General features: G+C 45.7%; 19 protein-coding genes and 2 pseudogenes. 3 read left to right on the top strand and 18 right to left on the bottom strand.

What is annotated here, in order from left to right; translation table 11 throughout:
• Positions 1-5 precede the first annotated feature (5 nt).
• The 6 genes and pseudogenes from rhuM to ING2E5A_RS15950 all read right to left on the bottom strand — a co-directional run.
• A pseudogene (gene rhuM, locus ING2E5A_RS06935) lies at positions 6-995 on the bottom strand (RhuM family protein); the annotation flags it as partial.
• 13 nt (positions 996-1008) lie between these two features.
• Complete coding sequence (locus ING2E5A_RS06930) at positions 1009-2568, bottom strand: type I restriction-modification system subunit M (RefSeq protein ID WP_071136788.1); 1560 nt, start codon at positions 2566-2568, stop codon at positions 1009-1011.
• Between the two features lie 5 nt (positions 2569-2573).
• The gene (locus tag ING2E5A_RS06925; protein WP_161941964.1) at positions 2574-3131 is read right to left on the bottom strand and encodes a restriction endonuclease subunit S; all 558 of its coding nucleotides are present in this window, start codon (positions 3129-3131) and stop codon (positions 2574-2576) included.
• Positions 3132-3879: 748 nt separating this feature from the next.
• Positions 3880-4986: a RelA/SpoT domain-containing protein gene (locus ING2E5A_RS06920; RefSeq protein WP_071136787.1), complete on the bottom strand. Its 1107-nt coding sequence runs from the start codon at positions 4984-4986 to the stop codon at positions 3880-3882.
• A 540-nt stretch (positions 4987-5526) separates the two neighbouring features.
• Positions 5527-6096, bottom strand: coding sequence for a hypothetical protein (locus tag ING2E5A_RS06915; RefSeq protein ID WP_071136786.1), 570 nt, complete (start codon positions 6094-6096; stop codon positions 5527-5529).
• Positions 6097-6267: 171 nt separating this feature from the next.
• A pseudogene (locus tag ING2E5A_RS15950) lies at positions 6268-6339 on the bottom strand (competence protein CoiA family protein); the annotation flags it as partial.
• 174 nt (positions 6340-6513) lie between these two features.
• Here ING2E5A_RS15950 and ING2E5A_RS06910 point away from each other — a divergent pair.
• The gene (locus ING2E5A_RS06910) at positions 6514-7467 is read left to right on the top strand and encodes an IS1595 family transposase (RefSeq protein WP_071135936.1); all 954 of its coding nucleotides are present in this window, start codon (positions 6514-6516) and stop codon (positions 7465-7467) included.
• A 111-nt stretch (positions 7468-7578) separates the two neighbouring features.
• Here the strand turns inward: ING2E5A_RS06910 and ING2E5A_RS06905 are convergent, their stop codons facing one another.
• The 3 genes from ING2E5A_RS06905 to ING2E5A_RS06895 all read right to left on the bottom strand — a co-directional run bounded on the left by ING2E5A_RS06905 (position 7579) and on the right by ING2E5A_RS06895 (position 11301).
• Positions 7579-7980 (bottom strand): hypothetical protein, encoded by a 402-nt coding sequence (locus ING2E5A_RS06905; RefSeq protein WP_154670053.1) that lies wholly within the window; start codon positions 7978-7980, stop codon positions 7579-7581.
• 640 nt (positions 7981-8620) lie between these two features.
• Complete coding sequence (locus ING2E5A_RS06900) at positions 8621-9664, bottom strand: DUF3871 family protein (RefSeq protein ID WP_071138242.1); 1044 nt, start codon at positions 9662-9664, stop codon at positions 8621-8623.
• A gap of 29 nt (positions 9665-9693) precedes the next feature.
• A complete protein-coding gene (locus ING2E5A_RS06895) occupies positions 9694-11301 on the bottom strand; it encodes an IS1634 family transposase (protein WP_071136568.1) in 1608 nt (535 codons plus the stop codon).
• A gap of 246 nt (positions 11302-11547) precedes the next feature.
• On the opposite strand from ING2E5A_RS06895, the gene ING2E5A_RS06890 reads away from it, so the two are divergent.
• Positions 11548-11856 (top strand): glycosylhydrolase-like jelly roll fold domain-containing protein, encoded by a 309-nt coding sequence (locus ING2E5A_RS06890; RefSeq protein WP_071136784.1) that lies wholly within the window; start codon positions 11548-11550, stop codon positions 11854-11856.
• A 101-nt stretch (positions 11857-11957) separates the two neighbouring features.
• On the opposite strand, the gene ING2E5A_RS06885 is transcribed toward ING2E5A_RS06890, so the two are convergent.
• Entirely contained in the window at positions 11958-13475 is a 1518-nt protein-coding gene (locus tag ING2E5A_RS06885) for a BACON domain-containing protein (protein WP_071136783.1), read from the bottom strand.
• An 18-nt stretch (positions 13476-13493) separates the two neighbouring features.
• The gene (locus tag ING2E5A_RS06880) at positions 13494-16802 is read right to left on the bottom strand and encodes a TonB-dependent receptor (RefSeq protein ID WP_071136782.1); all 3309 of its coding nucleotides are present in this window, start codon (positions 16800-16802) and stop codon (positions 13494-13496) included.
• Between the two features lie 375 nt (positions 16803-17177).
• Here ING2E5A_RS06880 and ING2E5A_RS06875 point away from each other — a divergent pair, with 375 nt between their 5' ends.
• Entirely contained in the window at positions 17178-17393 is a 216-nt protein-coding gene (locus ING2E5A_RS06875) for a hypothetical protein (protein WP_071136781.1), read from the top strand.
• A gap of 10 nt (positions 17394-17403) precedes the next feature.
• Here ING2E5A_RS06875 and ING2E5A_RS06870 read toward each other — a convergent pair whose 3' ends face one another.
• The 7 genes from ING2E5A_RS06870 to tsaD all read right to left on the bottom strand — a co-directional run bounded on the left by ING2E5A_RS06870 (position 17404) and on the right by tsaD (position 26394).
• Entirely contained in the window at positions 17404-18297 is an 894-nt protein-coding gene (locus ING2E5A_RS06870) for a sugar phosphate isomerase/epimerase family protein (RefSeq protein WP_071136780.1), read from the bottom strand.
• A gap of 88 nt (positions 18298-18385) precedes the next feature.
• Positions 18386-19258 (bottom strand): 3-keto-disaccharide hydrolase, encoded by an 873-nt coding sequence (locus ING2E5A_RS06865; protein WP_071136779.1) that lies wholly within the window; start codon positions 19256-19258, stop codon positions 18386-18388.
• 118 nt (positions 19259-19376) lie between these two features.
• Positions 19377-20846, bottom strand: a complete 1470-nt coding sequence (locus ING2E5A_RS06860; protein WP_173652380.1) for a Gfo/Idh/MocA family protein — start codon at positions 20844-20846, stop codon at positions 19377-19379.
• Between the two features lie 193 nt (positions 20847-21039).
• Positions 21040-22176, bottom strand: coding sequence for an acyltransferase family protein (locus ING2E5A_RS06855; protein WP_071136777.1), 1137 nt, complete (start codon positions 22174-22176; stop codon positions 21040-21042).
• A gap of 4 nt (positions 22177-22180) precedes the next feature.
• Positions 22181-23611, bottom strand: a complete 1431-nt coding sequence (locus ING2E5A_RS06850) for a tetratricopeptide repeat protein (protein ID WP_071136776.1) — start codon at positions 23609-23611, stop codon at positions 22181-22183.
• A gap of 36 nt (positions 23612-23647) precedes the next feature.
• On the bottom strand, positions 23648-25345 hold the full coding sequence (locus ING2E5A_RS06845) for a glutamine--tRNA ligase/YqeY domain fusion protein (protein WP_071136775.1): 1698 nt from the start codon (positions 25343-25345) through the stop codon (positions 23648-23650).
• 32 nt (positions 25346-25377) lie between these two features.
• Entirely contained in the window at positions 25378-26394 is a 1017-nt protein-coding gene (tsaD, locus tag ING2E5A_RS06840) for a tRNA (adenosine(37)-N6)-threonylcarbamoyltransferase complex transferase subunit TsaD (protein ID WP_071136774.1), read from the bottom strand.
• Positions 26395-26549: the final 155 nt, after the last annotated feature.

Genomic DNA, 26549 nt, shown 5'->3' with positions numbered 1-26549 from the left:
TTTTATTATCCTTTTTTAAGTTTTTTTATTGCTTTATCAAAGTCCGATTCAAAATTTCGGTCTTGTATAGGAGCAAACTTTTCGTATTCCTTTTCGGCTAATTTCTTAGCTACTTCGGCAGACATTTTTCCGGCATCTTTCAAAATTTGATAGTCGTTGAAATTCAGAAAAGCATCCAATTTGTCCACCCAGTCCTGCATCTTCATAGCGATCTGTCGCTTGGCTTGATTTTCAGCGTAATCCAAATACATAGAAACAATACGCTCCAGCTCTTTCAGCTCCTGCTCATTCAGGTAGTTTTTTGCCACCGAAACATCTGATTTCATAATCTTACCATGCGGTGCTGCTTTCCAGGTTTGCAGACCCATATTTGGCTTGGTGGCGTCTACACGTTGGGCAATGAGTTCTGCAGCGGTATGTCCGGTTATAGCCCAATGCAATTTGTTTTGTACCGTTTTGTAAAACTTCTGGGTAATGGGCGATTTGGGGTCATAATCAATACTGGCTTCCGCATAGATATCCGTAATCTTTTGGTAAAAACGGCGTTCAGAGGCTCTTATAGAACGTATGCGCTCTAAGAGTTCGTCAAAGTAGTCCTTTCCGAACTTTTTACCTTGTTTCAGGCGCTCGTCATCCAGCACAAAACCTTTAATGATGAACTCTTTGAGAGTATTGGTAGCCCAGATACGGAATTGAGTGGCATTGTAGCTATTCACTCGATAACCTACTGCTATGATGGCGTCCAGGTTGTAGAAGTCCAGCTCCCTGCTCACTTGTCGATTACCTTCTTGTTGAACTATCCGGATTTTCCGGATAGTTGCCTCCCGTTGCAGTTCTCCCGATTCAAAGATATTCTTCAAGTGCTCATTAACCGTCCTTACGTCCACACCGAAGAGTTCCGCAATTTTCTTTTGCGTAAGCCAGAAAGTTTCATCTTCAAAGCGGATTTCCACTTTGACATCGCCCTTTGGGGTGGTGTATAATATGATTTGAGATTCTTGCATAACACTATTTCAATAGCTCCTTCAGGTATTTATCCATTTCCTGCTGCACCATTTTTAGTTCAGCCACAAGGGAATCAATCTCCTTTTGCACCGCAGCAATATCCACTTCGGCTTCTTCTTCAAAGGTGTCCACATAGCGAGGGATGTTCAGGTTAAAATCGTTTTCCTGTATTTCTTCAAAAGTGGCTACGTAGCTGTATTTTTCTTCTGCCACCCCCGGTTTTAGTTTACCTGCTGTAAAATCACGGTAGGTGTTTACTATGTGTTCAATATCGCTTGCACGAAGCTTGTTTTGGTTTTTAGCACTTTCGTAATGTTTGCTGGCATCAATAAACAACACATGTTTGCTGCTCTTTTGCTTGTTAAACACCATAATGGCTGCAGGAATGCCGGTACCAAAAAACAAGTTGGCAGGTAGGCCAATTACGGCTTCCAGTAAATTTTCTTCAATGGTTTTCTGTCTTATTTTTCCTTCGCTGCTGCCACGGAACAACACACCATGCGGCACAACTACACCTGCTTTGCCCTGTTCATTCAGCGTTTCTATCATGTGACTGATAAAAGCCCAGTCGCCTTTGCTTTTTGGCGGCACCCCTCTCCAAAAGCGGTTGTATTTATCGCTTTCAGGGTCGTAGCTCACGGTTGTTTTTTCTCCATCCTTATCTTCTACTTTTCCCCATTTGTCTAATGAGAAAGGCGGGTTGGCTACCACGGTATCAAACTTCATCAAAGCATCGCCTTCTTTCAGTTTAGGATTACGAATGGTATCGCCCCAGCGGATGGTAGCATTGTCAAATCCATGCAAAAACATGTTCATCACCGCCAACGCCCAAGTGCTTCCATTGGCTTCCTGCCCGTATAGGGAGAAATTATCGGAACCCACTTCCATACCTGCTTTTATAAGCAATGAACCGGAACCGCAAGTCGGGTCACATATTCTGGATCCCGGTTTTGATTTGGTGAGTTTAGCCAGGAGGGTAGAAACTTCAGCCGGAGTAAAGAATTCTCCCGCCTTTTTTCCGGCATCACCGGCAAAGTTGGCTATCAGAAATTCGTAAGCGCCACCAATGATATCAGCCCCACCTAAATGGGAAGGACGCAAATCCAGTTTCTCAGAATTAAAATCAATGAGCAGGGTTTTCAGGCGTTGGTTTTTATCTTTAGGTTCGCCCAGCTTGCTGCTGTTAAAGTCTATATTTTGGAAAATGCCTGCACCGTCTTCGCTGTACAGTTTTTCACGGTTGGCTTCTTCCAAATCCGTCAAAGCAATATTGATGAGCTCTCCAATATTGGCTTCGTTGCGGTGGTCGTATAGATATTTAAAATGGCTATGCTCCGGCACAATAAAGCGTTCGTGTTGCATGGCACGTTTGGCACGTTCTACATTACCGTTGTATTTTTTCAGATAGCCTTCCATTTTATCGTCATGCACATCGCTGAGGTATTTTAGGAACAGCATGGTCAACACATAGTCTTTATAAACGCTTGGGTCAATGCTGCCTCTAAAGGTGTCACAAGCTTTCCAAACGGCATCGTTGATGTCTTTCTGAGTTATTTTAGCCATGATGTTTATTTTATTGCGTTGATGATTTGTTGTTGAATTTGTCTTTCTCTTAGTGTTTCAATTTGCTGCTTCAAGAACTTTTCCCTGTTTCGGAGTTTTGAAATTTCTACGACTGCTTTTTGCGTTTTAATATCTGGAACTGGTATTTCCAGATTCTCTAAAACCTGTTTTGAAATAGAAGGAATAGAAGTACCAATGGCTTGTGCTTTTAAAAGTGTTTGTGTGGTAGGGTTATTAAGGAACCAGGCCAAAAACCGAGGCAACACTTTGTTGTCAGTTAGTCTGATAACAAAAAAGGAAGTGGAAGCCACAGAAGGTTCGTTGTGGTTTTCAAAAACGGCTGCAAAGTTTTTGGTTCCTTTAGCCGCAAAAAGCACATCACCGTCTCTCAGCAAGTGTTTTTCAGAGATCCCCTCAGCCAGCAAATCCGGGTGCAGATCTGAAAGTAAATGTCCGGATTCATCAAAATGTTTAGACTGTAAATACACCAACTCGCCAATGCCAGCAGGCTTAGCAAAGAGTCCGGTTTGGATGTTTGTGATATATTTTATTAGCGTTTTCAAATTTATTCCTTTGTAATGACGCTACAAAAGTAGGCAAAGTTTTCTAATTGCCAAACTTTTTGAGAAAAAATTTTGAGTAGGTGTTCTACAAAGTGCATTTGTCTTCTCTGTACTGTCTTTTGTGCGTAGGGAAAAAGTGGCTCTTTTGGCTTTGCAGAAGGGTCGGCTTGTGGGCAGGGCAAAGCCAAATGTGCCACTTGTGCGGTGGCAGAAATTCATTTTTTGTGCGGTGGGGTGTTTTATTTTTTCTTGGGTCGGCTTGTGTGTCGCCAAGTTGGTCTGCTCGTCTGTTAAGATACAGCGAAATTGTCTACCGTGTTAAGATCATCTGTGAAGTATGTTCAGTAGTCAAAGGTTGATGGCTGTTGTGTCGTCTTTTAGGCTTGCTTGTAACGGACGGAGGATTTGCGAGGTTGCGGGGGGGGGATATCCACTATCCCTTGTAATCTCGCAAATCCTGTGTTCTACGATGTCGCCGTTAGGCGAGGAGTAGAATGCAGGATGTAATCCTCCGTCCGTTCTCCCGACGAGCCGAAGGCGATGTCGGGAGAACGAGCAGGGCTTTGTGCAGGTTGGGAAATAGTATTCCGTCTGCCCGTAACCGAAGTTGATAGTTGCGATATAGTTGATGTTTTATTCATTTGCCAAATAGAATTTCGTCAAGCTGGAGCTGAAGCCAAATACTAGCACAAATGTTGAGTTGTTATTCCGTCTGCCCAACTTGCACAAAACCCAATGTTGTATGCCGTTATTCGTCATTGGGTTTTAATGGATTTTTGGGAATGTCAATTTTAGGGATATTTACTTTCTGGATGTCTTGAAGTTTGGAAATAGCACTTAATGTGTCTGTGTTTAATGAGGGCAAAACTATCGGTTTGCCAAGTTTTTCTATCCAATTAAGTGAATCGGTTAGCTTCGCCAAACTCTCAGATGTTTTAAAGACTTTGTCGTACTCTTTTTGAATGTCAAAGATGCTACTATCAAGAAAAGTTCCCCTAATTTTTTGCTCTTTAAGTTTTTTCAAATCTTTTTTAACTTCAACCAATTCCTGACCTTGTATATTGAGTTTTTCAATTTTAGATTCTAAATCCGAAATCAAAGTGTCTTTCTCTTGCATTTGTGTCTTAAACAATTTGTCTCTCACTTCAAGTTCAGCTTTTAGAAACTGTATAAACGACCCCATTTCGTCGGCACTACCTGATAAACGGTTTAAGATTAAAAGAAATTGGAAAAAAATAGGATTTTCAAGGTCATAAGGATAACGAATTGTATGGTCTATCTCTGCCCAAGCTTCTTCAAATATTGTTCTTACTTGAATTTCTCCATAGTGAACTTGTCTGCCTGGCTGGGTCTTAATGATGTAGTGAATTGAACGATAACCATACTTGTGTTCTTTAGGTTCACAACCTTTTTTCTTAAAGAACTCAATTATTTGCTCTGTGTCGCCCTTGCGATAATTTGCAACTGGATTTTGTTTCAAGTCCCAAGTTGTAGTAATAAAGTCGTTGACAAATTCCCAATCTTCCTTAAATAAATGCAAAGCTCTCAAGCCAATTAAATCAGTCAGTTCTTCTCGGTAATTTTCAAGTGTAAGATTTGAATTTTTATCTTCAATTTTCTTACGAATAATTTTTTCGATTAAATGTTCTGGGTCTTTAATTCTATAACGAACAGAATGAACTTTCTGCGACTTCATCAGTTTGTTGAAAAGCATTATTGCTGTGGGCTCTAGCTCTTCTTTAAACTTTAAGTAGTCCTCATAAATTTTTTCTAAATCTTCCCATTTAAGTTCTGTTGCTTGGAAAGCTGCTTCGTCTATATTGTATTTTACAAAAAAGTCTTTTTGATTTAGCATACTGTGTCAATTTATAATGGCATACAACGGACGGAGGATTTGCGAGGTTGCGGGGGGGGGGATATCCACTATCCCTTGTAATCTCGCAAATCCTGTGTTCTACGATGTCGCCGTTAGGCGAGGAGTAGAATGCAGGATGTAATCCTCCGTCCGTTCTCCCGACGAGCCGAAGGCGATGTCGGGAGAACGAGTGGGCGCTTGCCGAAGTGGCGGAATAGAAACCGCTGAACCTCGAATGGTCACAACTGTAAGCCTAAGCCGTTTTCATTTGCAAACTTAATCATTTTTTGCAAATTAGAAACGGCTTGGGCGGATAGAAAGCACAAAACTTCCAAAACCCATTATTTTCCCGCCATTTTGGCAAACGCGATGTTAAGCGGTCGGCAGAATGTCAAACCGCTTACTTTGTGTAAAGTTTTATAGTTATCCATTGCTTTCTGTTTGGTAATATTTCTGTTAATTTTATCAAAGTACGACAAACAAACAAGTGTACTTCAAAATTATCCGTTTTCAATGGATAATTCAATATTGATTATAGAGTTATCGTATGCCTTTGCGATAAGGTTTGTTTGAAGACAAAAGCCGTTTTTTGTATTCAGCGTAGCCACCAATGAGCGGGATACCTCTCCAAGTATATATTACATTATTTGACTTATGTAACACCATTTGTTGCTGTTGTTGTCGTTCTGTTTCATCTTGTCCTTTAATCTCTTCTACAAAACTTTGAACTCGCGAAATCCAATCTCCTTTTAATGTAGAATTTATAAATGCTTTGCGTGAAATTTCTGCAACTCTGGCGTATTTTCCGACCTGTGGAAATAAGCAATATAGGCTACTTCGTATGCCTTCTGGGTCGTCCATTGTTCCATCACCTCGAAAATCAAAGATAACAGGAACAGAACTTTCAAGCCAAGCAGACGGAAAACACCAATCTATAAGGTCAACTCGAAATATTTTCGGATTGTCTGTATTATAAAAGATTGTATTTTCAAAGTAGTTCTTTTTACCTTTAAGAAAACGAGAATAATCTCTTTTTAAGCGTGTACCATCAACCACCCAAACCATATTTTTATAAAATTTTTCTCGTGAGGTGCGTTCTTGCGGGTCCATATGCGAATGTTGAAACTCTATGACGAGATTATGAACCGTGCGAACATCTGCGATATGTTTTTCGCCTGTTTTTTCATCACGTAAAGATATTTCTTGCCAATCGTCCGGATAATTGTTTTTCCAATTGCGGTGCCACTCCGTTTCCGGTTCCCACCAATTATCACAATTTATTTTACTTCGGTGCGCCCAATGCCAAATTTTATGTGTACCGCATTTTGCAATAACAGGTTGTGAGCAACACAAACACAATCCTTGAAGTTGCGGTTGAGCCTCTACTCGATTATTATTTATTATGATTATCCGCAGTTATTCCTAAAGAATTTAGCGGGAAAAAGTTATAAATAAGTTTCAAAAACACTTGCACAATTCACTGATATTCATTATATTTACATCGCTAACGATATAAAGATTCAAACTATGAATATCCTGGATTTTGCTATAAATTACCCCGATGAGGAAACCTGTCGGAAAAAATTCAAAGAACAAAGAGACCAAATGGGAGTAACCTGTCGTCATTGTAATTGTAAAGAACATTATTGGCTGGAAAACAAGCAGGCCTATGAATGCAAGCGTTGTCGCGCACGCCAAACCTTGCGTTCAGGCACCGTCATGCAGCACTCCAACCTGCCTTACCGTTACTGGTTCGTGGCCATGCACCTGCTCACGGCGACCAAGGGCTCCTTTTCCGCGGCGGAGCTGCAGCGCCAGCTGGGGCACAAGCGTTACCAGCCCATATGGGAAATGGTCAATAAACTGCGTGACGTGATGGGCAAACGCGACGACGAGTACACCCTTGAGGGAGCCATCGAGTTGGACGACGCCTTCTTTTCCACCGAAATATCCCTTGAAGAGAGGGACAAACCGTTGAAGCGCGGCCGCGGGAGCCAAAAAAAGACCAAAGTGCTGGTAATGGCTGAAAGCAAAACCGTTGAAAACCCCAAGCCGGGTAAGAAACCCAAGAAGGTCAGATACCTGAAGATGAAAGTCATCAACGACTTGAAAGCCGGTACAATTACAAGGAATGTCAAAGAGCACGTTGAAAGCACGGCGGATCTGACCACCGATGACTCAACATCTTACACTAAATTGAAAGAGCATGTTCATTCACATACGGCATCTGTTATTCCACACCAGGATCTTTCCAAGGTGCTGCCCTGGGTGCATACCGCGATCAGCAATGCCAAACGACAGCTCCTGGGCGTGTATTACAAGATAAAACCAGAATACTTGCAATATTACCTCAACCAGTTCTGTTATAAATTCAACAGGCGTTACTTCGGGGAAAACCAGTTTGACAGGCTGTTGATAGCCGCCGTATCGTGTGCGCCTGATTTCAAGTCAAGAATTTACAATAGGAACTATTGCGGATAATCATTTTATTTATTAATGCAAAGTGCATAACTTTTAATGCTCGGTGATATCGTACAAATTAGTAAATTAACAATAATCGTCTATTGAATCGGCATTTGTCTAATCAAGATTTTAAAAATCTATAGTATATGATGCTGATTTACCTGTTTTAGTCGTTTTCAAAGCAAATGGTTCTTGATTTTTTGAAACATATATTTCAATGGTTGGTTCTCCGTTTCCAACTTGAACCTCACACTTAAATCCTTTTTTTACAGGACCGTATGTTTGTTCCCAATGTCTTATTTGATAACCATTTTTGGTGTATTCTCCTTGTGGTGTAGTAACTGACCAATTGCTAAAAATTTTAGGATAACTACAAGATATAACATACTTTACATAGTAATTGTCGTTTATAACTGTTTCATTATTATCCACTTCCTCTTTATTACAAGAAGAAAAGGTGAAAATAGTTAATGCACTAATTATCATTAGTGTGCTTACTAAAATACCTTGTTTTAGAAAATGTGATTTCATCTTGTTTTTATTTTGTGTCCTTTCGGACGGCTAATTTTCTGTCGCTGTTTCGCTGTGCGTGCGGTGTTGTCCACTGCTGTCGCTTAACGGACGGAGGATTTGCGAGGTTGCGGGGGGGGGGATATCCACTATCCCTTGTAATCTCGCAAATCCTGTGTTCTACGATGTCGCCGTTAGGCGAGGAGTAGAATGCAGGATGTAATCCTCCGTCCGTTCTCCCGACGAGCCGAAGGCGATGTCGGGAGAACGTGTTATTTACGTAATAAATAAACAACTTTCGTAAATACAAATTTAAAACATTCGTATAACCACCCATAATAGAGGTTGTTTACGAAAGTTCTTTTAATCCGGATTCAGCACTAGAAACCTTGCGTTTCAAAGCATCACTTTGGTCTAGATTAGACGCAAATATAACAAATATTTAGTTAACAGATACGTTATTATCAGGTTTTAATTTTTACACAAAGTGACAGGAAAAAATATCCGGAATGTTTATTATTGACAAACCCCAACCCGTTTTTATACGGATTGAGGCAGTCAACAACAAATAAAAGACAAATTTTTCAAGATGTCCCTTTACTATGCTTCTCTTCTAAATAGGTAAATACTGATTACGATATTATAACAATTTTCTTTGAAGCTAATTGATAAACCACGCATACTCCTCATCGCCATACAGAGCTTTATTGATGCCTTCAGTCAATTGGGCTGCATTAAGGCTTCTATCCAGAAAGTTGTCGATATAACTGCTTCTGTTGGCTCCGGTAAGTAAGTTATATACCTTCCACATACTGATTTCCTTACTATCCGTTAGTACTTTAAAGTTATTATCAAAATAATATGATTTGGCTACCATATTAATTTGTGAATCAGTAATAAGTATTTCAGGTATAAGCTTCTTCTTTTCAATCGGCAAATATTGATACAACCGTGATTTACCAAGAAGCTGGGCAAACTGGTGTTCCGTAAGGTAACTGTCCTTGTAGGCACTCATCATGTACAGGTGTTTTGCCATGTTGTACTGCTGGAACAGCTTCATTACATTTTTGGCCAGTTCGGATATGCTCATCACCCTTACCTCCGACAAGTAACCGTCCGTGCTGACACACAGGTTGGTGCAGAGCAGATTCTTGAATCCGATGAAGATCTTGAACTTCTCCATCCCCTTCTTGCTGTACAGGTTCTCATGATTGTATGCCCTTACTCCCCCTATGGTCAGATTCAACGGACTTCCGTCAATATCCTCGCTTATGGAGGGCACTTCAAGGCAGAATGCCATCCTTTCGTAGTACATGGTCTTGTCACCCTCCAGAAGCATGTCCACGGGCTTGTGGATGGCTTCGGGCACCCTGCCCTTGATGATGTGTGACACCCTTATTTCAGGGGTATCGATGGTTTCCCCCCGGAAGAAAGTATTGGCAGCCTCCCAGACCGTCTCGATGAATGCCTGATGGGAGATGGTGATTTCATTGTCCTTGCTGAAGACTGGCACCACACACTCATTCCTTAAATGGTGTATGTCCACCTGCCTGGTGTTGGCTTCTATGAAAGGATTTCTGCTTCTGGGCCTGGTTACATACATTGGAGGCTCAATGACTGCCTGATTTTCAACCCTGCTTGAAGGTTGATTAAATGGCAGGAGAAGCCTTGTCCTGACCGGGTTTAATTGCATTGCTGTTTCCATCCGAAAATCCCGTGCTTTTGTAACCATATTTACAGCTCTCTTCCCGATGTTCTTTCCTTACCCTTGAAGGTGTATGGTATCTCCAGGAGGTCGAAGACTAGTCGCTGAGCCGCGGTGGGTGTGGAGTACACATCCTTGTATTTTCCCTCGAAGTGAACCCTTGCATAAGTTTCCACCTTGCGCAACATATCTTGTTCAGACCAGTGTTTGCGTTTCTTCTTGTCAATCTGGCCCACCATTTTTCGTAACCTTGCAAGGATGATCAGAGAGATGAAGGTCACGAAAATTTTACCCTTGATCGTCTGCTCGCTATGGTTCTTCAGGCGTCTCAAGTCCAGGAGATTCTTCTCATCATCGAAGTACAATTCCACACCGTTTCTCTCCCGGTATTGTTCCAGTGCCTGAACCGCCGTTTTGGCTGAGGTAGAGATCAGTACCCAGTAACAACTGTCACTGTTGATGAACTCCTGTATCGCCTCATCGTTATAATTCACCGACCGGCCCCGAACGGGGGTCTCCTTGACGATGAAGTAACGCTCATACATCGTCCGGTGTGATTCTACAAGCTTGTCTGCTTCCAGCTCATCTTTCAAAGCCCTTAGCTTTTGCATGAAAGAGGCTATGATCTTGTCTTTTCTCGCGGGGTCAAAATACAGGTGATACCAGGTTCTGCCATGAGCAGGGGTAGTCTTGTAGATGGTCTTCCCGTACATGATACTCCCATTTTGCTCGATCAGGTTCCCCGGGCGCACAAGTGTGTCGCGATGTTCCGCGATCAATTTCTTTTGCCATGCGACATTGGACGGCACCGGGATGGTGAACTTGTAGCCCTCGCGTGACAACAGCTCAAGGTTGTAGTCACTATAAAAACCGCGATCACCCACGAAGGTAAACCTTGGGACTTCCATCTTCTTCATCATCGACAACACCTGATCCAGGATCACCTTGTCGGACATGCTCCCGGGGAGCACCTGGTACCACATAGGCAGCCCGCTCCCACACGAGGTCAGCAGTGCCAGGTTGATTTGCTCGAGGTTTTCCCTATCCCTGTTGTACCCGTACTCCGCGTAAGGGTTTCGTTTGCCGTAGGTACTCACGCTGGTCAAATCGAATAGCTGGCTCCCTTTTTCCGCGTGTTCCCCCGCCCAGAGTTGAAAGAACGTGTTCACCTTGTCTTGCTTCAATCTCTCGAGCAATTCGGATACCCTTTGTGAACTCAACCCCATATTCCCCAAACCGCGCTGCTCCAACCAGTCTTCCGCGTTGCTCAATGCCTTCCCCCGACATATCTGGTAGTAAGACAACGCGATGATCTTGCGGGCATCATTTTCCCCGAAGCTCTCGGTCAAAACGCGTGAAACACCAGTATCCCGGGTCACCTTGTCAAGTATCATCGTCTCTCCAACGAATGTGGTGTTGGATACCTCGTTGGGCTTCTTTACCTCTGCGGCTAGTTGATGCATCTTTTCCCGGTTCCTATAGTAAGTGTTGTAAATAGCCTCACCATCTGCCCCCTTCTTGCCAATACAGGTGCGCTTGTGCGTTGAGTAACCCTTTTCCCTGTCCCAGTATGACTCATCCTCGTAGAGATATACCGTTCCATTCTTCGCCTTGATCTCGATGACCCTTTTTCCCATGACAATGAATCTTCAATATGGTTACAAATGTAACCATATTGTTTGAGAAAAACAAGGGTTTTCCAAAATATTTTCACTATTTATCAGTAAATTACGTGTGATTGACAATAATCTGGTTAGAAAAAAGCGGGAATTTCAGCCATAATATTGACAAACTGACTGCATGGAAAGAATTGGATCTATCTCCAGAAGCTAAATCCTTCTCTGGTTCGGTAATCTATTCGACAACCTTATCATATTGGAGAGTTGGAGAATGGGGTAAATTACTTGATCGATCTTGGACCTGTTGAGGAGTTTGCCGTGACAAAATTGAACGGTACGGAGCTGGATAGATTGTGGACCCCACCCTATTGTTCAGATTTCACAAAACATTTGAAATCGGGAGAGAACAGGTTAGAAGTTGAGATCACAAGTACACGGTTCAATCGTCTGTTATATGATGCCAGGCAGCCGGAGGAGAAACGGAAGAGTTGGGTTATAACCAGACCGGACATCGAGCGGTCTTTTCAAGAAAAAGGGTTGCGGGGAGCTGTAACCATTTACAAAAAACGCTAAAAAAAGAAATCCACAAGTCTGAAATTAACCTTCAAACTTGTGGATTAAAATATCCAGTCTGGAAAAATCGTGTAAGGGTTTATCTAGACCCGGTCATCATATTATTCCGCCGCGCTGACGTGACTGAAATAGATACCGTTAGTGAGCTGAGCCACTCCTTTATAGGAACCCTTGGTTCCGATTACGGTGAGCGTATCTCCCACCTGGATGTTCTTGTCTGCCAGCAGATTCTTCCGGAAATCACCGGTAGCACCCCAGCCCGGATAGCAGCCGAAGACATAAAGCTCGTTCTCGCCATCGTTCAGGTAGAGGTTGCCATTGGTGGGGTTTGCAACTGATGTAATTTCACCGGTTACCATGAAGTAATCCACATTGGAATCGGGCTTTGCCAACACTTCAGCTATGGTCGCAGGAGTTACGGAGATCATGCTCTCCATGACACCAGAACCTACCTGAGCATCTCCATTGTACTCGGCCCGTTTACCTATGATGGTAAGCACATCGCCCACCTTCAGGCCCAGCGATTCAAAACCTTCTACACCGTACACGTAGGTCTCACCGGAGAAGTCCCTCAGGTAGAGATTGCCGTACTTGCTGCTCTTTATCTCAGTGATCACACCAGAGAGACGGTAAAGGGTGTTACCCACCGGTGCCGCCAGGAATTCAGCTACCGATGCATCGATGATGGCCCCTTTCTGGTACAGCGAAGTCTCTGAAGTGTACTCCTTCTTGCCGTCGGTGGTGCGGAAAGTGATGGTGGTACTGCGATCGCCGCCGGTGTTGGGGGCAGCCACAAATTTCACCACCGTGCTGGTTCCGGACGACTGGATCGACGAGATGGCAAGCCACGACTTGGCATCTTCCGGGATATCTACCGAAACGCCCTGACCCTTGCAGGTTATATAGGCGATAGCTTCACCACCTTCTTCAGGCAGTATTGAGTTTGCAAGGGAGTCTACCTTCACGAGCGACTTGTTGATTTTGATCACCGTTACATCCACCAGTTCAACGGTAGTCTGATAGGTGGTTTTGGGACCCTGGACGGTCACCTCGTCACCCACTTCCAGACCGAGGCTGAGGAAGTTCTTTTTACCGCCCTTGGCGTCGAGAGTACCATAAATGTAGAGCGTACCTGTCTCATCGGTCAGGTACCAGTTACCATATTCGGTATTTGAAATGGCGGTGCAGATACCTGTCACCTGGTAGGTTTTCCCGTCGGGACCTGCATTCACTTCACTCACCTTGGCTTCTTCAATCTGGGCCAGCCCCTGGATCACATTGATCCGTTGCGTCTTGCCTGCACATTTGATCAGCACCTCCGCCGTACGGCCATCGAGGGTCGACTCTGCCGAGAAGGTAAGCTGGCTTTCGCCGGCACTGCCGGATGTGGCGGAGAGCTTCAGCCACTTGACCGAATCTTTTGAAGTTACCACCTTTTCAGCAGTCCAGCTCTCCTTGGCCGTCACCGTAATGGTGGTACTACCGCCATCCTTGGGAATCGCAACGTAAGAGGAGGATACCTGGATCTCATCGAGCAAGGTCACCATATTCTCATCGTCGCAACCCACCATTAAGGCAATCACCGCGACGAACAGGGGGAATAGATATTTTATTTTCATGTTGTGTCGATCTTTAAATTAGTTGAAAATATACTTGATACCGATAGAGGCATACCAGCACTGACCCAACGAATAGCTCGGGGTGAAGGTCTTGGTGTTGCCGTTGATGGCAGAAGGCGTAGAGAATGTAGCCACACCGTCTGCATTTACCCCCTCATATTTGAGGATACGTGCCTCGGTTCCAATCTCAGGATTGAGATATTTTGCCACACCCCAGCTGGAGTTGAAGAGGTTCATCAGGTTCTTGATATCGAAACTCAGCTGCAGCTTGTGGCTGCTATTACCATACTTCACAGCAAAGTCGTGCTTATAGCTGAAGTCGATGCGATGTACCCAGGGCGAGTAAACGCTGTAGGCTTCGGCATACTTGCCTTGACGGTTCTTCAGGTAGCTGTCGGCATGTACAAAATCCATAAAGCGGGTCTTGTCATCTTCAGAAACAAAGACAAACTGGCCGTTTGCCACCTCTTCGTCGGTAGGCACGTAAATAGCATCGTAGTTGTAACCATCACCGTTGATATCGTTTACAGTCATGTAGGAGTAGTTGGCACCACCGCGCCATGTCTCATAGATCAGGCTGTAGTGGTTGCCACTCTTGTCGTGAGTCGTAAGCGAAGCTACAATACGGTCGGGTGTATTGTACTGGGAGTTGTGCAAACGGATAAAGTTCGGTCCTTCCACAGTGGGAACATAAGTAAACGCAGATTCAGCATTCGATCCCGGCATGCCGGTGATATCCTTGGCTACCGTATGGGTATAGGCGGCCATCAGGCTGAGTGCCTCGGTCGGTTGCGCATTGAGCGTAACGTTGGCTGACCATCCGTAACCTTTGTTGGTGTTCTCCAGCACAAATGCTTTTGTGCCTTCACGATATCCACTGGGATAGATGGGGCGGTTGTCCACGCCGTTGAAGCGGGCAAAACCACCTACCGAAGGAATACTCCAGTCGGAAATAGTTACACCGTTGATGGTCTTGTTGTAGATTCCTTCCACCGTTACCGAAGAGGGGAACGAGGTGGGCAGCGAGTAGTCTACGGCAAGCGACGATTTCCATACCTGCGGCATCTTGAAATCTGGATCTACTGCAGCAATGGCAGAGGGAACCGTTCCGTCCTCGGGCGAGATGGTGGTAGGATATCCCATTGCGGCCAGTTTATTATAGAGGGCTGCGATGGTAGCCTTGCCGTTGGCATCAGTTACCAGTCCGCCGGCAAATTGCGACATGTCAATATACCTGTCCCCTTTGCTATCTTCAATAAAAGCTCCCTTGTAACCATCAAAAACTTTGGTATTGCCGTTGATAAATGCTTGATACTGCACCATACCGCCGTTGGTAGGCATGTTGGTGAAGAATACCAGTGGCAGGTTTCCGGAGAACATACCGGTACCACCGCGCACTTTCAGGCTCTTATCCCCGAAGGTATCCCAAACAAATCCCACCCGGGGAGAGAAGATAATATTGGCAGATGGCCATTTGCCCGTATCGATATGGCGACCGGCATAGTCGATATCGTAGATCGCCTGGTTGGTCATCAGGTCGCTGTTGTTGAAGAAAAGCCCGTCGATGCGAAGACCGTAAGAGAGTTTGAACTTCTCAGTCATGCTCCAGTCATCCTGGACGTATGCGCCGATCTTGTTAGTCCTCACGCGTGCAGCAGGATTGCTTTCGCCATCGTATCCATAGGTGAGGTTAACGATTTCGGGAGCATTGCCATTGAGGAAGTCTTCAAGGCTGGAATAACGGTAGTATCCGGTACCGTTACGCATGTAGGCATTGTCGGCCATCTTGTATTCGTATGCGATACCTCCCACGATCTTGTGGTTACCCAAATAGTAAGTTGCCTCATCCTTGATGTTCAATACGTCGTTGTGAACACCGTTGTTCCAGGTGAAGAGTTCATATCCCAGCGACATGTAGGATTGGTCATCTTTAAGGATGTCGATAAAGGGGAACTCATCAGAGTTGGTTCCGCGGATATCGTCAAGCTTCGAGAAGGTGGCCAGGAACTGGTTGGATATCTTGTCCGACAACCGGCTGTTCAGGTCGAAAGAGAAGGAGTGAACCAGGTTGTCCTGTGAGTACATGGAGTTGGCAAAAGCCATGGAAGCTTTCGACATACGGGCTTCAGACATACGGGTACCTCCGTCCATAGAAGTGGCATTGGGAGATCTCCAGGAGACGTTCTTGGTGTAGTTGTAACGCAATGCCAGTCTGTGCTTGTTTGTAATGTTCCAGTCGATACGGGCCAGCAGCTTGTTGTTGCTTTCGTCTGCCGGAAAGTTGTTATAGGAACCGGTATCATATCCATACTTCTCCTTCACGAAATCCGAAACCCGCTGCATGTCGCTGATGGTAGTACGGGAGATGTACTGGTCGGGAACTGCCACACCATTTGTAGAAGCTCTCCAGCGGTTGACAACAGTCGGTATCTTCGACATCTCGCCGTTAACAAAGATGAACAGTTTATTTTTGATGATCGGACCACCGAAAGTGAAACCGTATGTGGTGTTACGATCTTTATCGCGGGCACCCGAGATCTGCATCCCTTTCACCGCATCACCCCTCATATTTTCATTCCGGTGGTATACATAGGCGCTAGCCTTGTAGTCGTTGGTTCCCGATTTGGTGATGGCGTTGACCCCTCCGCCGATAAAGTTGGTCTGGCGTACGTCGTAGGGGGCAATAACAACCTGCAACTCTTCGATAGCTTCGATAGATATGGGGTTGCCGCCACCCGGAAGAGCATCGCTCAATCCGAAGTTATTGTTGAAGTTAGCTCCGTCAACAGTAAAGTTTGCCGTACGACCGTCTGTACCGGCGAAACTCATGCCGTTACCGCCATAAGGAGAGAGACGGGTAACATCCATGATGCTCCGGCTTACAGTAGGAAGATTAACTATCTGGTTATTTGTGATGTTAGTTACAGCACCGGTTTTTTCGGTAGAGAATTTAGTGCGGGTTGCCGTAACCACAACCTCATCCAGTGTAGTCGTTTCTTCCGAGAGTACGACGTTCAATACGTAATTGTCCCCGAGGGCCAATGTAATGTTGTTTGTCGTACTTGTACCATACCCGATATAAGAAATCTCAACTGTGTAAGGTCCGCCAACACGCATACCGTTCAGATTGAAACGGCCCTCCATATTGGTTACGGTACCATAGGTAGTACCTGAAGGCGTGTGTGTGGCAATCACCGTTGCACCGATAACGGCTCCCTCGGCATCGGTAACCCTTCCGCTCATGCTGGAGGTGGTTACCTGTGCTTCCACTACAGTAGCAATCAGCAAGAGAAATGCCACTGTTAAAAAATTCATCTTCTTAATCATAAATCAATTTTTAATGTTTGGGATAATATATTTAAAAATCACCACAAAATTACAAAAAATTAGTGTAATAACGTTGCGTTTTCGACACATTTAACTAACCATTTAATATTTTAAATTTCAGTTATTTATATAACCATTTTTTAAAAAAACTGTAAGCAAGACAAGCTTAAAAAAAACAAATAGAAATCATTCCCTCACATATGACAACAAACCCACAACAACAGGCCTGCCGGTTGCCACAAGAAGTAATGAGTAGTCTTAAATATCGGTTACAGGTTTTTTGGAAAACCAGGTATTTTAGGGGGGGAGATTGCCGCAAATCTGCCAGTAACCGGATGTAACATATCAAACAGAGGCTGAGCATACTGAAGATCAATGGCATATAAACCACCCACGATTGTTCACAACCCGGAATCGGATTTCAAGACCTGGAGAGAGTGGCTTCATCTGGCCCTGAACAGGCAAAAGAAAATCAGATCCGAGAATGGGGGGAGCCGGTTTTGGAGAAAAAATGGATGGGGAGGAGAAAGGAAAGAGGCCATCTCATGTCTGGATCATGAGACAGCCTCCTTTCGGTTGCAGGTAAAATAAGGTTCAAAGATTACTTGTAGCTCTCTTTGACAAAGTCAGCATTCGCCAGATAGTCATAGCTTTCCTTTACACCTTCTTCGGGTGTTCCGGTATACCTCTCAACCTCTACAACCATGTATTTTGCACCTGAATTTTCGACGTTGTTGAAGATATTTTCAAAATTTACCTTCCCGCTCTTGCCCAGTTCGGTTTCATCCTTGATGTGAAGCACTTCAAACCTACCCGGATAGTTGTTGAAATATTCAACAGGGTCTTTACCACCTTCACCTACCCAGTAAACGTCCATCTGGAAGAAGACCTTGTCAGGATCTGTATTTTTCAACATATAGTCGTACATCAACTCTCCTTCAATTTCCTGGAATTCGAAGTTGTGGTTGTGATAACCGAAACGGATTCCGGCAGCATTGCACTTTTCACCGATCTGGTTGAAGTAGTCGCAATAAGCCTGAAGGTCGGCCAATGTCTTGGGTGTGGGGATCCAGGCAACTACCAGGTATTTCATACCGGCTTCCTTGTGGGCCTGAATGGCAGTATCCCACCATTGCCAGATCTCTTCCCAGTTGGTATCCTTGGTATTTTCAGCCAAGGGGCGACCTGCGTGTGAGGAGAGAACTTCCAAACCTGCATCCTCGATCGATTTTTTATACTCTGCAGGCGTTAATCCATAAAATTTACCGTCGTTATAACCAGCAGCTTCAACTCCGGTATAGCCCATTTCAGCCACTTTGGCAATTGTAGCTGCATAATCGGCCTTGATATCATCACGAAGCGAATAGAGCTGGAGATAGATATCCTTCTTTGCCTTCGCCTCTTCTGCCTCTTTTTTCTGCCCCTGGTTACAACCCGACAAGATAAACAGGCCGCCTAACAAAACTGCTGCAAATAAAGTTGAGATCTTTTTCATCTTAATGTTCAATATAAATGATAATACTGTTTAAAAAAAAGAGTATTTCCGAATATTTCAGAAACACTCTTTTTCAGGTTATGTATGCTTAATCCAAAATTTTGATTTTGATGTTGCGGAACCAGACATCATCGCCATGATCCTGGAAGCCGATGTAACCTTCCCTGTTGGGACCGCCGCAGTTGTTCAGCAATTCGAAAGCCAACGGCCATTTTTCCTGGCTGAACTTGCTAGCCTGAAGCATCTCGGTCCATTGGGGAGTCCACAAGTGGTATTCAACCACGTTCTCGTCGTTCTGTCCGTGAACAACAGTACCCTTGTAGACCATGATCTTAGCCTTGTTCCATTCGCCGAAAGGCTTCTGGTTTTGGGGAACAGCAGGAATCATATCGTAAAGTGAAGCAGATTGCCTGTTGTTGTCTTTACCCAGTTTGGCATCGGGGTGGTTGGCGTTGTCCAGCACCTGGTACTCGGGGGAAGAGATGTAGATCGGCTCCATCCTCACGTTGCCTTCATTATCGGTAGTAGTTACTTCCTGGGCGAGATAGAAGATACCGGAGTTGCCTCCCTTGGAAACCTTCCATTCCAGAACCAATTCGAAATTTTTAAATTTGTGGGCAAAGATAATATCGCCACCATCCTGCTCCTGAGCTTCGCCACCACCAGATCCGTTAAATTTGATGGCACCATCTTCGATGGTCCACTTTCCGGGAACCTCATCTTTACCATATCCACGCCAACCGGTAAAATCTTTTCCGTTGAACAATACAATGTAACCATCTTTATCGGTTTCAAACTGGGAAAGATCAACCTGCGGTTTTTCAACCACGGTGTATTGGGGTGTTTCTGCTTTCATTGAATCTGTGGTTTCTGTTTCTGCTGTTTTCTTTGCACCTCCGGTACAAGCTACGAAAGCTGTTGCAACCGCAACACTTAAGAGCACATTAAAAACTTTTTTCATACTTATTCTTTTTTAAAATTTAAACTTCTCCTGATAAACTGAAAACACCAGACATCAGGTCCTGACACTGCTTCTAAACAGTGCAGGAACCTGACATCCAATATCTGTTCTCGAAATATTACGGCATTGCCGGTAATTTCCAACCGTTTTGATAGGTATGGTTGATCAATTCCGCAGCAAATTCATTGGCATCAACCGGTTCAGTCCAGGTCTTGTTGAAGGTCGGATGGCCGTCGGTGATCTTGAATCCGTCTTCGATGATGGTTCTGATCTTGGCATCTGACGGGATGTTGGTAAACTTCATGTTTTCGCCGTCCCAGTGCAGCTCCTGGTTGAGACTCTGCAACCTTACAGCCAGAACACCCATTACCACCATTTCGTTGAAAGGTCCTGCTTCCGAGAAGGGAGATGCAGTTTCAACGCGATTTTCGGGGCTTTCTTTACATGCACGCACCCAATCCATTTCATGAGAAAGGGTTACTTCACGCTGTGTCTTTGGCGAATTGGGAGTCCTGCCGGATACCAACCACGGATTTACGCCATAGCAACCGCAAATCAGCGTATCTTTAGTTCCGTGGAAAATTACACAGCCACCCGAATCATTCAGGTCCTTGCCGGCGGGAACACCTTCGGGACGGAACGGCTGTAAACCGCCATCGTACCAGGTAACTTCTACTTCGGGCATGGCAACCTTCGGCATGTTGTCGCGGGCCGGGAAAACATATTTCACAACCTGTGCATTGGGTGCGCAGTCGTTCAGCAACATGGTGGAGGAACCCTGAACTTTGGTGGGATAGCCCAGGTTCAAGCCCTTGAAGACCGGGTGCAGGATGTGACAGGCCATATCGCCCAACGCTCCTGTACCGAAGTCCCACCATCCACGCCAGTTCCAGGGGTGATAGATGTTGTTGAAGGGACGATTCTTGGCCGGACCGATAAAGAGATCCCATTTCAAGGTTGAGGGAACTTTGTCTGCCTTTGTCGGGGTCATCAAACCTTGCGGCCAGATAGGTCTGTCGGTGAAAGTGTCAACGCGTGTAACTTCACCAATCTGTCCGTCTCTGATCCAGTCAATAACCTGACGTACGCCGGGACCGGAAGAACCCTGGTTGCCCATCTGGGTAGCCACTTTATATTTTTTTGCCAGTTTTGTCAGAAGACGCGACTCGTATACACTGTGAGTCAACGGTTTCTGTACATAAACATGTTTACCCATTGTCATCGCCTCTGCGGCAATAATTGCGTGGGTATGGTCGGCAGTAGCAACAACAACGCCATCAATCGATTTTCCCAACTCGTCATACATCTTGCGATAGTCGTAATATCTCTTCGCATTCGGGAAGTAATCGAAAACACGCTTGCTGTATTTCCAGTCTACATCACAAAGACCAATAATGTTTTGACTTTCAAGATTTTTCAGGTTAGCAAAACCCATTCCTCCGACTCCAACACCTACGATGTTGAGTTTATCACTCGGAGCCATGTGCCCCATACTTTTTCCAAGTACCGATGAAGGTACGACAGTTAATCCAACAGCAGCTGTTGCGCCTGCCTGGATAAACTTCCTTCTTGACATTTTTGATGACATAACGATTTGTTTTAGATAAAAAATTTCAAAAGTATTATATTATAACTTTCTGATAAAATAAGTCATACCCCATCTCTGTAGGGAAAACTGAACAGAATTATTGGCGTAAAAATAATGAAAAAAACCGAACAACTAAAATTTTCAATAAATAAATGAATAAAAAGTGTTTTCTTTGCCAAACTCGGGGTCAAGGCTAGATTTTAACAAAAATCTGCTGTTTGAACATCAGCCGAAGGATAAAAAAGAGTATCAAAAAATTGGCAAAAGTAAGTATGGCTGCGTAATAGTCACCCGTATATTGCTCCAGCCCCCAAAGCAGGGAGTGGGCCACACTCCTGAAATTGACCACCATGCCCAGCGTATAGGCCACTATCGAGTTCATCCCATATATTTTCAACCAGTTCAATCCTTTGGAGCACCCCTTATAATCGACAACATAGTAAAAGAGAGCCATCAGCAGGTAACAGAGTCCGCCCGACCAGAGTGTCATGCTGGCCGACCAGATCCTCTTGATGATGGGGGTCTGGAAACTCAGCAACCAGGCAAAGAGCAACAGCACCACCCCAATGACAAACAAGAGTTGGCAGTTTTTCTTCTTATCCTTTCCATACTTCATGATCTGGCCTGCAAAAACACCCATCATGGTGGTTACTCCAAACACCATGCTGGTGAGTACCCAGGTATACCGGTAGCTATCCGAGAAGCTCCAGGAACCATCCTCCGCATATGAGACACCGTCGCGGAATCTCCCCAATATGGCCCGGTCTACAGCTTCCGCAAAATTGCCGTCGGGAGTAAAATCACCCAGGAAGGTGAGCAACGCCCAATAACCTGCCAGCAACAGGAAAGTGACAACGAGCTGTCCTTTGCGGGAGAGATGGAGTAACAATATGGCAGAGATGAGATAACCGACCGCAATCGCCTGCAAAGTATTGGAGTAGAGGCGGAGCCGCAACGGGTCGAGACTCAGCAGATTTCCCTGAACCACAGCCCCGAGAATAAAGAGGATGACAAACCTTTTGGTGATTTTTCGATAAATTTCCCACTTGTCGGGATTGGCAAGGTATTTCTCAAATGAGAAGGGCATGGCAGTTCCCACCATGAAGAGGAATAGCGGCATCACCAGATCCCAGGCACTGAATCCCACCCATGGAATATGATTAAACTGTTTCAACAGGAACGAAAAAACCGGAGTTTCGCTCCAGTGGCGGGCAAAAGCAACAAAAACAGGCTGAAAGAAGACCAGCATGAAGAGATCGAAACCCCGCAGGATATCCAATGATGCAAGGCGACCAGAAGGGATAGAGGAAGGGATAGAACGTGCATTCATATCGTCAGTATTTTATATTTTTGAAGAGCACCCTGTTCTCACGGGCCTCATTGAGGCGGATCAGCAATTTGCGACGGTCATAATTTGAAAAGTCGGCATCCTCATTGCCGGAAATGATGTTGAGCAAGGCACGCAACTCATCATCGGAGAATTGTTCCATGATCTCGTCAAAAGGTTCCTTATTCCCGATCTCGAAGCGGATAAAGGCCAGGCGCGATTTGGCGGTCGGAAAATCGGGATCAAGCTTAAGCAGCTGCTCCAGATACCCGGCAGCCTGCTCATACTTCTCCTGCGCAACGCTCACGTTGGCCAGGCGGTCGATAATATCCTCGTTGTTTTCCGATACCAGTGCAGCCTTTATATAGGCTGCTTCCGCAGCCCTTAAATTGCCTTCGGTGAACATCAGCTCTCCCTCGAGCATGTAGTAATCGAGCGACTCCTTCTCTCCATCGGGAATCTTGGCATAGAGCTCCCTGGCTGCAGCAACATTGCCCTTCAACAACTCAACAAATGCCCGGCGGGTAGCAATCCCTTTTGGCCCGAAACGTTTCTCCCTGATATCGATAACGCGCGACATCTGGTCGTACTGTTCCAACGCCTCATAACCTTCCAGCAACGAATCATATAGCGACTCATCGTCGGGCGATATGCGTATACACTCTTCGAAAACATGGATCGCTTCCGGAGCATTGTCGTTCAGGTAGAGCGACAATGCTTTCATCTTCAGGGCCGAGACGTCGTTCTCATTGATAGTCAGGGCAAAGTCAAAGGCATCGATGGCCTTGTCGTACTGCTTGTTCATCGAGTATAGCTTGCCGATATTGACCCAACCCTCGAAGGAATAGGGGTCAAGATCGAGCAACCGGTTGTTATACTCGATGGCCCGGCCGAAATCTCCTTTCATCTCGTTGGCATAGGCCAGGTCGATCAGCACATCGGGGTTGGAATCATCAATTTTGAGACTCTCCTCGAGGTATGAGATGGCCCGGTCATAACTCTCCACATCGTTCAGGATATAGCCGACTTCGGTAATGAAAACGTAGAGATCATCGATCGACAACTCCCGGCTGATCGTCTCGTTGATCAGTATATTGGCCTCCTCCTTCTTCTCCAGGTGCAACAGGGTCTCGATCCGCAGCAGGGCAAGTTCCACATCGCCGTCCCCGGGGATGTTGTTCAAGTAGGAGAACGCCTCCTCATACTTCTCGGCATAGACCATTGTCTTGGCTTTCAAAACCATCAGATCCGGGCTGGCCGGGTGCATCCTGAGGCCCTCATCGATGACCTCCTGAGCCTGTTCGTTTTCACCCAGGCTGTTGTAATGATCAGCAAGCGCGGCAAACTCGTCGGCATCGAAATAGATCTTTCTGCCGAACGCAAGCATCTGCTCATATTTTTCCACCAAGGATGATATGTCGTCCAGTTCTTCCTCCATCTCCCGTGTCACGAGTTTACTGTTTTATGCAGATTTTCAGTTGCTCTGTTTCTTCCACGAATCCTTCAAGGCTACCGTCCGGTTGAAAACGAGCCGGCCATCCGTAGTGTCGGGATCCACATTAAAATATCCGATCCGTTGAAACTGGAAGCTATCCAACGGTTTGGCACTGGCTAGGTACTCCTCGACCTTGCAATTCCTCTTCACGATAAGCGAATCGGGATTCAACAGTTCACGGAAATCCTTTTCTTTCTCCGCTGCCGGATCTTCCACCAGGAATAGACGGTCGTAAAGCCGTACTTCGGCATCGATAGCATGCTGCACGGAAACCCAGTGGATGGTTCCCTTTACCTTCCGGTTGGCCTCGGGCATTCCGCTCCTGGTTTGAGGATCGTACTCGGCATATACCTCCGTGACATTTCCGTTCTCATCTTTCTTGCAACCGGTACACTTCACAATGTAGGCCCCTTTCAGCCTCACCTCGTTTCCCGGGGTGAGCCGGTAATATTTCTTGGGAGCCACCTCCATGAAGTCTTCACGTTCGATCCAGAGTTCACGGGTGAATTTGACCATCCGGCTGCCCATCGATTCATCCTCGGGGTTGTTCACCATCTCCACCTCCTCGGTCTTACCTTCGGGGTAGTTGGTCAGGATCAGCTTGACCGGATCGATCACACCCGAAACGCGGACCGCCTTCTTGTTGAGGTCATCGCGTACGGCATGCTCCAGCAGCGAGACGTCGATGATACCGTCATATTTGGTATAGCCGATGCTGTCGACAAAGTTGCGGATCGACTCCGGTGTATATCCACGACGTCGCAGGCCACAGAGTGTCGGCATGCGTGGATCGTCCCAGCCCGACACCAGTTTCTCCTGAACAAGCTGCAGCAGTTTCCGCTTGCTCATCATGGTGTAGGTCATGTTGAGCCGGTTGAACTCATACTGGCGGGGACGATAATCATCGGTTGCCAGCTGGTCGATGAACCAATCGTAAAGCGGGCGATGCACTTCAAACTCCAGCGTACAGATAGAGTGAGTGACGCCCTCAAAATAGTCGGACTGCCCATGTGCAAAATCGTACATCGGATAGGCCTTCCAGGTGGTACCGGTACGGTGGTGCGGGATATGGATTACCCGGTACATGATGGGATCGCGGAAATGCATGTTGGGCGACGCCATATCGATCTTGGCCCGCAACACCATCTTTCCTTCGGGTATCTCGCCACTGTTCATCTTGTAAAAGAGATCGAGCGACTCCTCAATGGGACGGTCGCGATAGGGACTGGGCGTTCCGGGTACGGTAGGCGTTCCCTTTTGCCGGGCAATCTCTTCGGCCGACTGCTCATCGACATAGGCCTTCCCCTCCTTGATCAGACGAACGGCAAAATCCCACAACTGCTGGAAATAGTCGGAAGCATAGAAGACATTTTTCCACTGGAATCCGAGCCACTGGATATCCTCCATGATGGAATCGACATACTCCACATCCTCCTTGACCGGGTTGGTATCATCGAAGCGAAGGTTGCAGATTCCACCATACCTTTCGGCAATACCGAAATCGATACAGACCGCCTTTGCATGACCGATATGAAGATAACCATTTGGTTCGGGCGGAAAACGGGTTTGTACGCGACCACCATTTTTCCCCTCTTTTAAATCCTTTTCAACGATCTGTTCGATAAAATTCAGGCTCTTCTTGTTCTCTTCCACAGCAGGAGTCTCTTTTTCTGACATCATATATCGGTTTTTAATTATTGTTCCATTGTTTATATCGATACCCTCGCATAGGGTGCAACATCTTTTCCACAGAACTGACCGTCGAGGTATCTGTAATATCCCGATATGGCCACCATGGCAGCATTATCGGTAGTGTAGGCAAACTTGGGTATATGGATTTTCCAACCGTACCGATTGCTGTACGCCTCAAAGGCGTTGCGCAGGCCAGAGTTGGCCGACACGCCACCGGCAACCGCCACCTCCTTAATTTTCAGATCTTTTGCCGCACGATACAACTTATCCATCAGGATGTCGATAATCGTCTTCTGTAGGGATGCGCAAAGATCCTCCTTGTTTTTCCCGATAAAATCGGGATCACTTTTCAGCTCATCTCGCAGGAAGTAGAGGAATGAGGTCTTCAATCCGCTGAAGCTGTAATCGTAGCCGGCAATATGGGGCTTGCTGAATGTAAACCGTCCTGGGTTCCCCTCTTTGGCCAACCTGTCTACTACCGGCCCGCCAGGATAACCCAACCCCATTACCTTGGCACATTTGTCGAACGCCTCACCGGCTGCATCGTCGATGGTCTGTCCGATAATCTCCATCTCATGGTGCGACTTTACCAGGATGATCTGCGAGTTGCCACCCGAAACCAACAGGCACAAGAACGGAAAACCGGGCTGGTCTGTATCATCTTCATCCTCCTTGATAAAGTGTGCCAGCACATGGGCCTGAAGGTGGTTGACCTCGATCATCGGGATGTTGAGCGCCGAGGAGAACCCTTTCGCAAAGGAGGTTCCCACCAGCAGCGAACCCAACAATCCGGGACCTCTTGTAAAGGCAACTGCCGAAATCTCCTCTTTCCGGATACCAGCCTGTTTCAAGGCGTCGTGAACCACCGGAATTATATTTTGTTGATGAGCGCGAGATGCCAGTTCCGGCACCACGCCACCATATCTTTCGTGTACAGCTTGCGACGAAATCACGTTCGACAGGATTACACCGTCGCGGATGACCGCTGCCGATGTATCGTCGCATGAAGATTCTATGCCTAAAATCGTAACCATACTGTCCGGTTGTAATTTACCTACTCTGTTTGTGCAATTTCTGAGTCGCTGTATGAACATTGCCAGACAGCACAATCAATATAAAATAAAATGCAAAGATAATGGAAAAACCAATGAATGAGATTAGGATCAAAGGATTTTCCATCGGGAGTAAT

The organism is Petrimonas mucosa (assembly GCF_900095795.1).
Classification (GTDB): Bacteria; Bacteroidota; Bacteroidia; order Bacteroidales; family Dysgonomonadaceae; genus Petrimonas; species Petrimonas mucosa.
The sequence above is the reverse complement of the archived record's forward strand: the minus strand, read 5'-3'. Positions and strand labels throughout refer to the sequence as shown.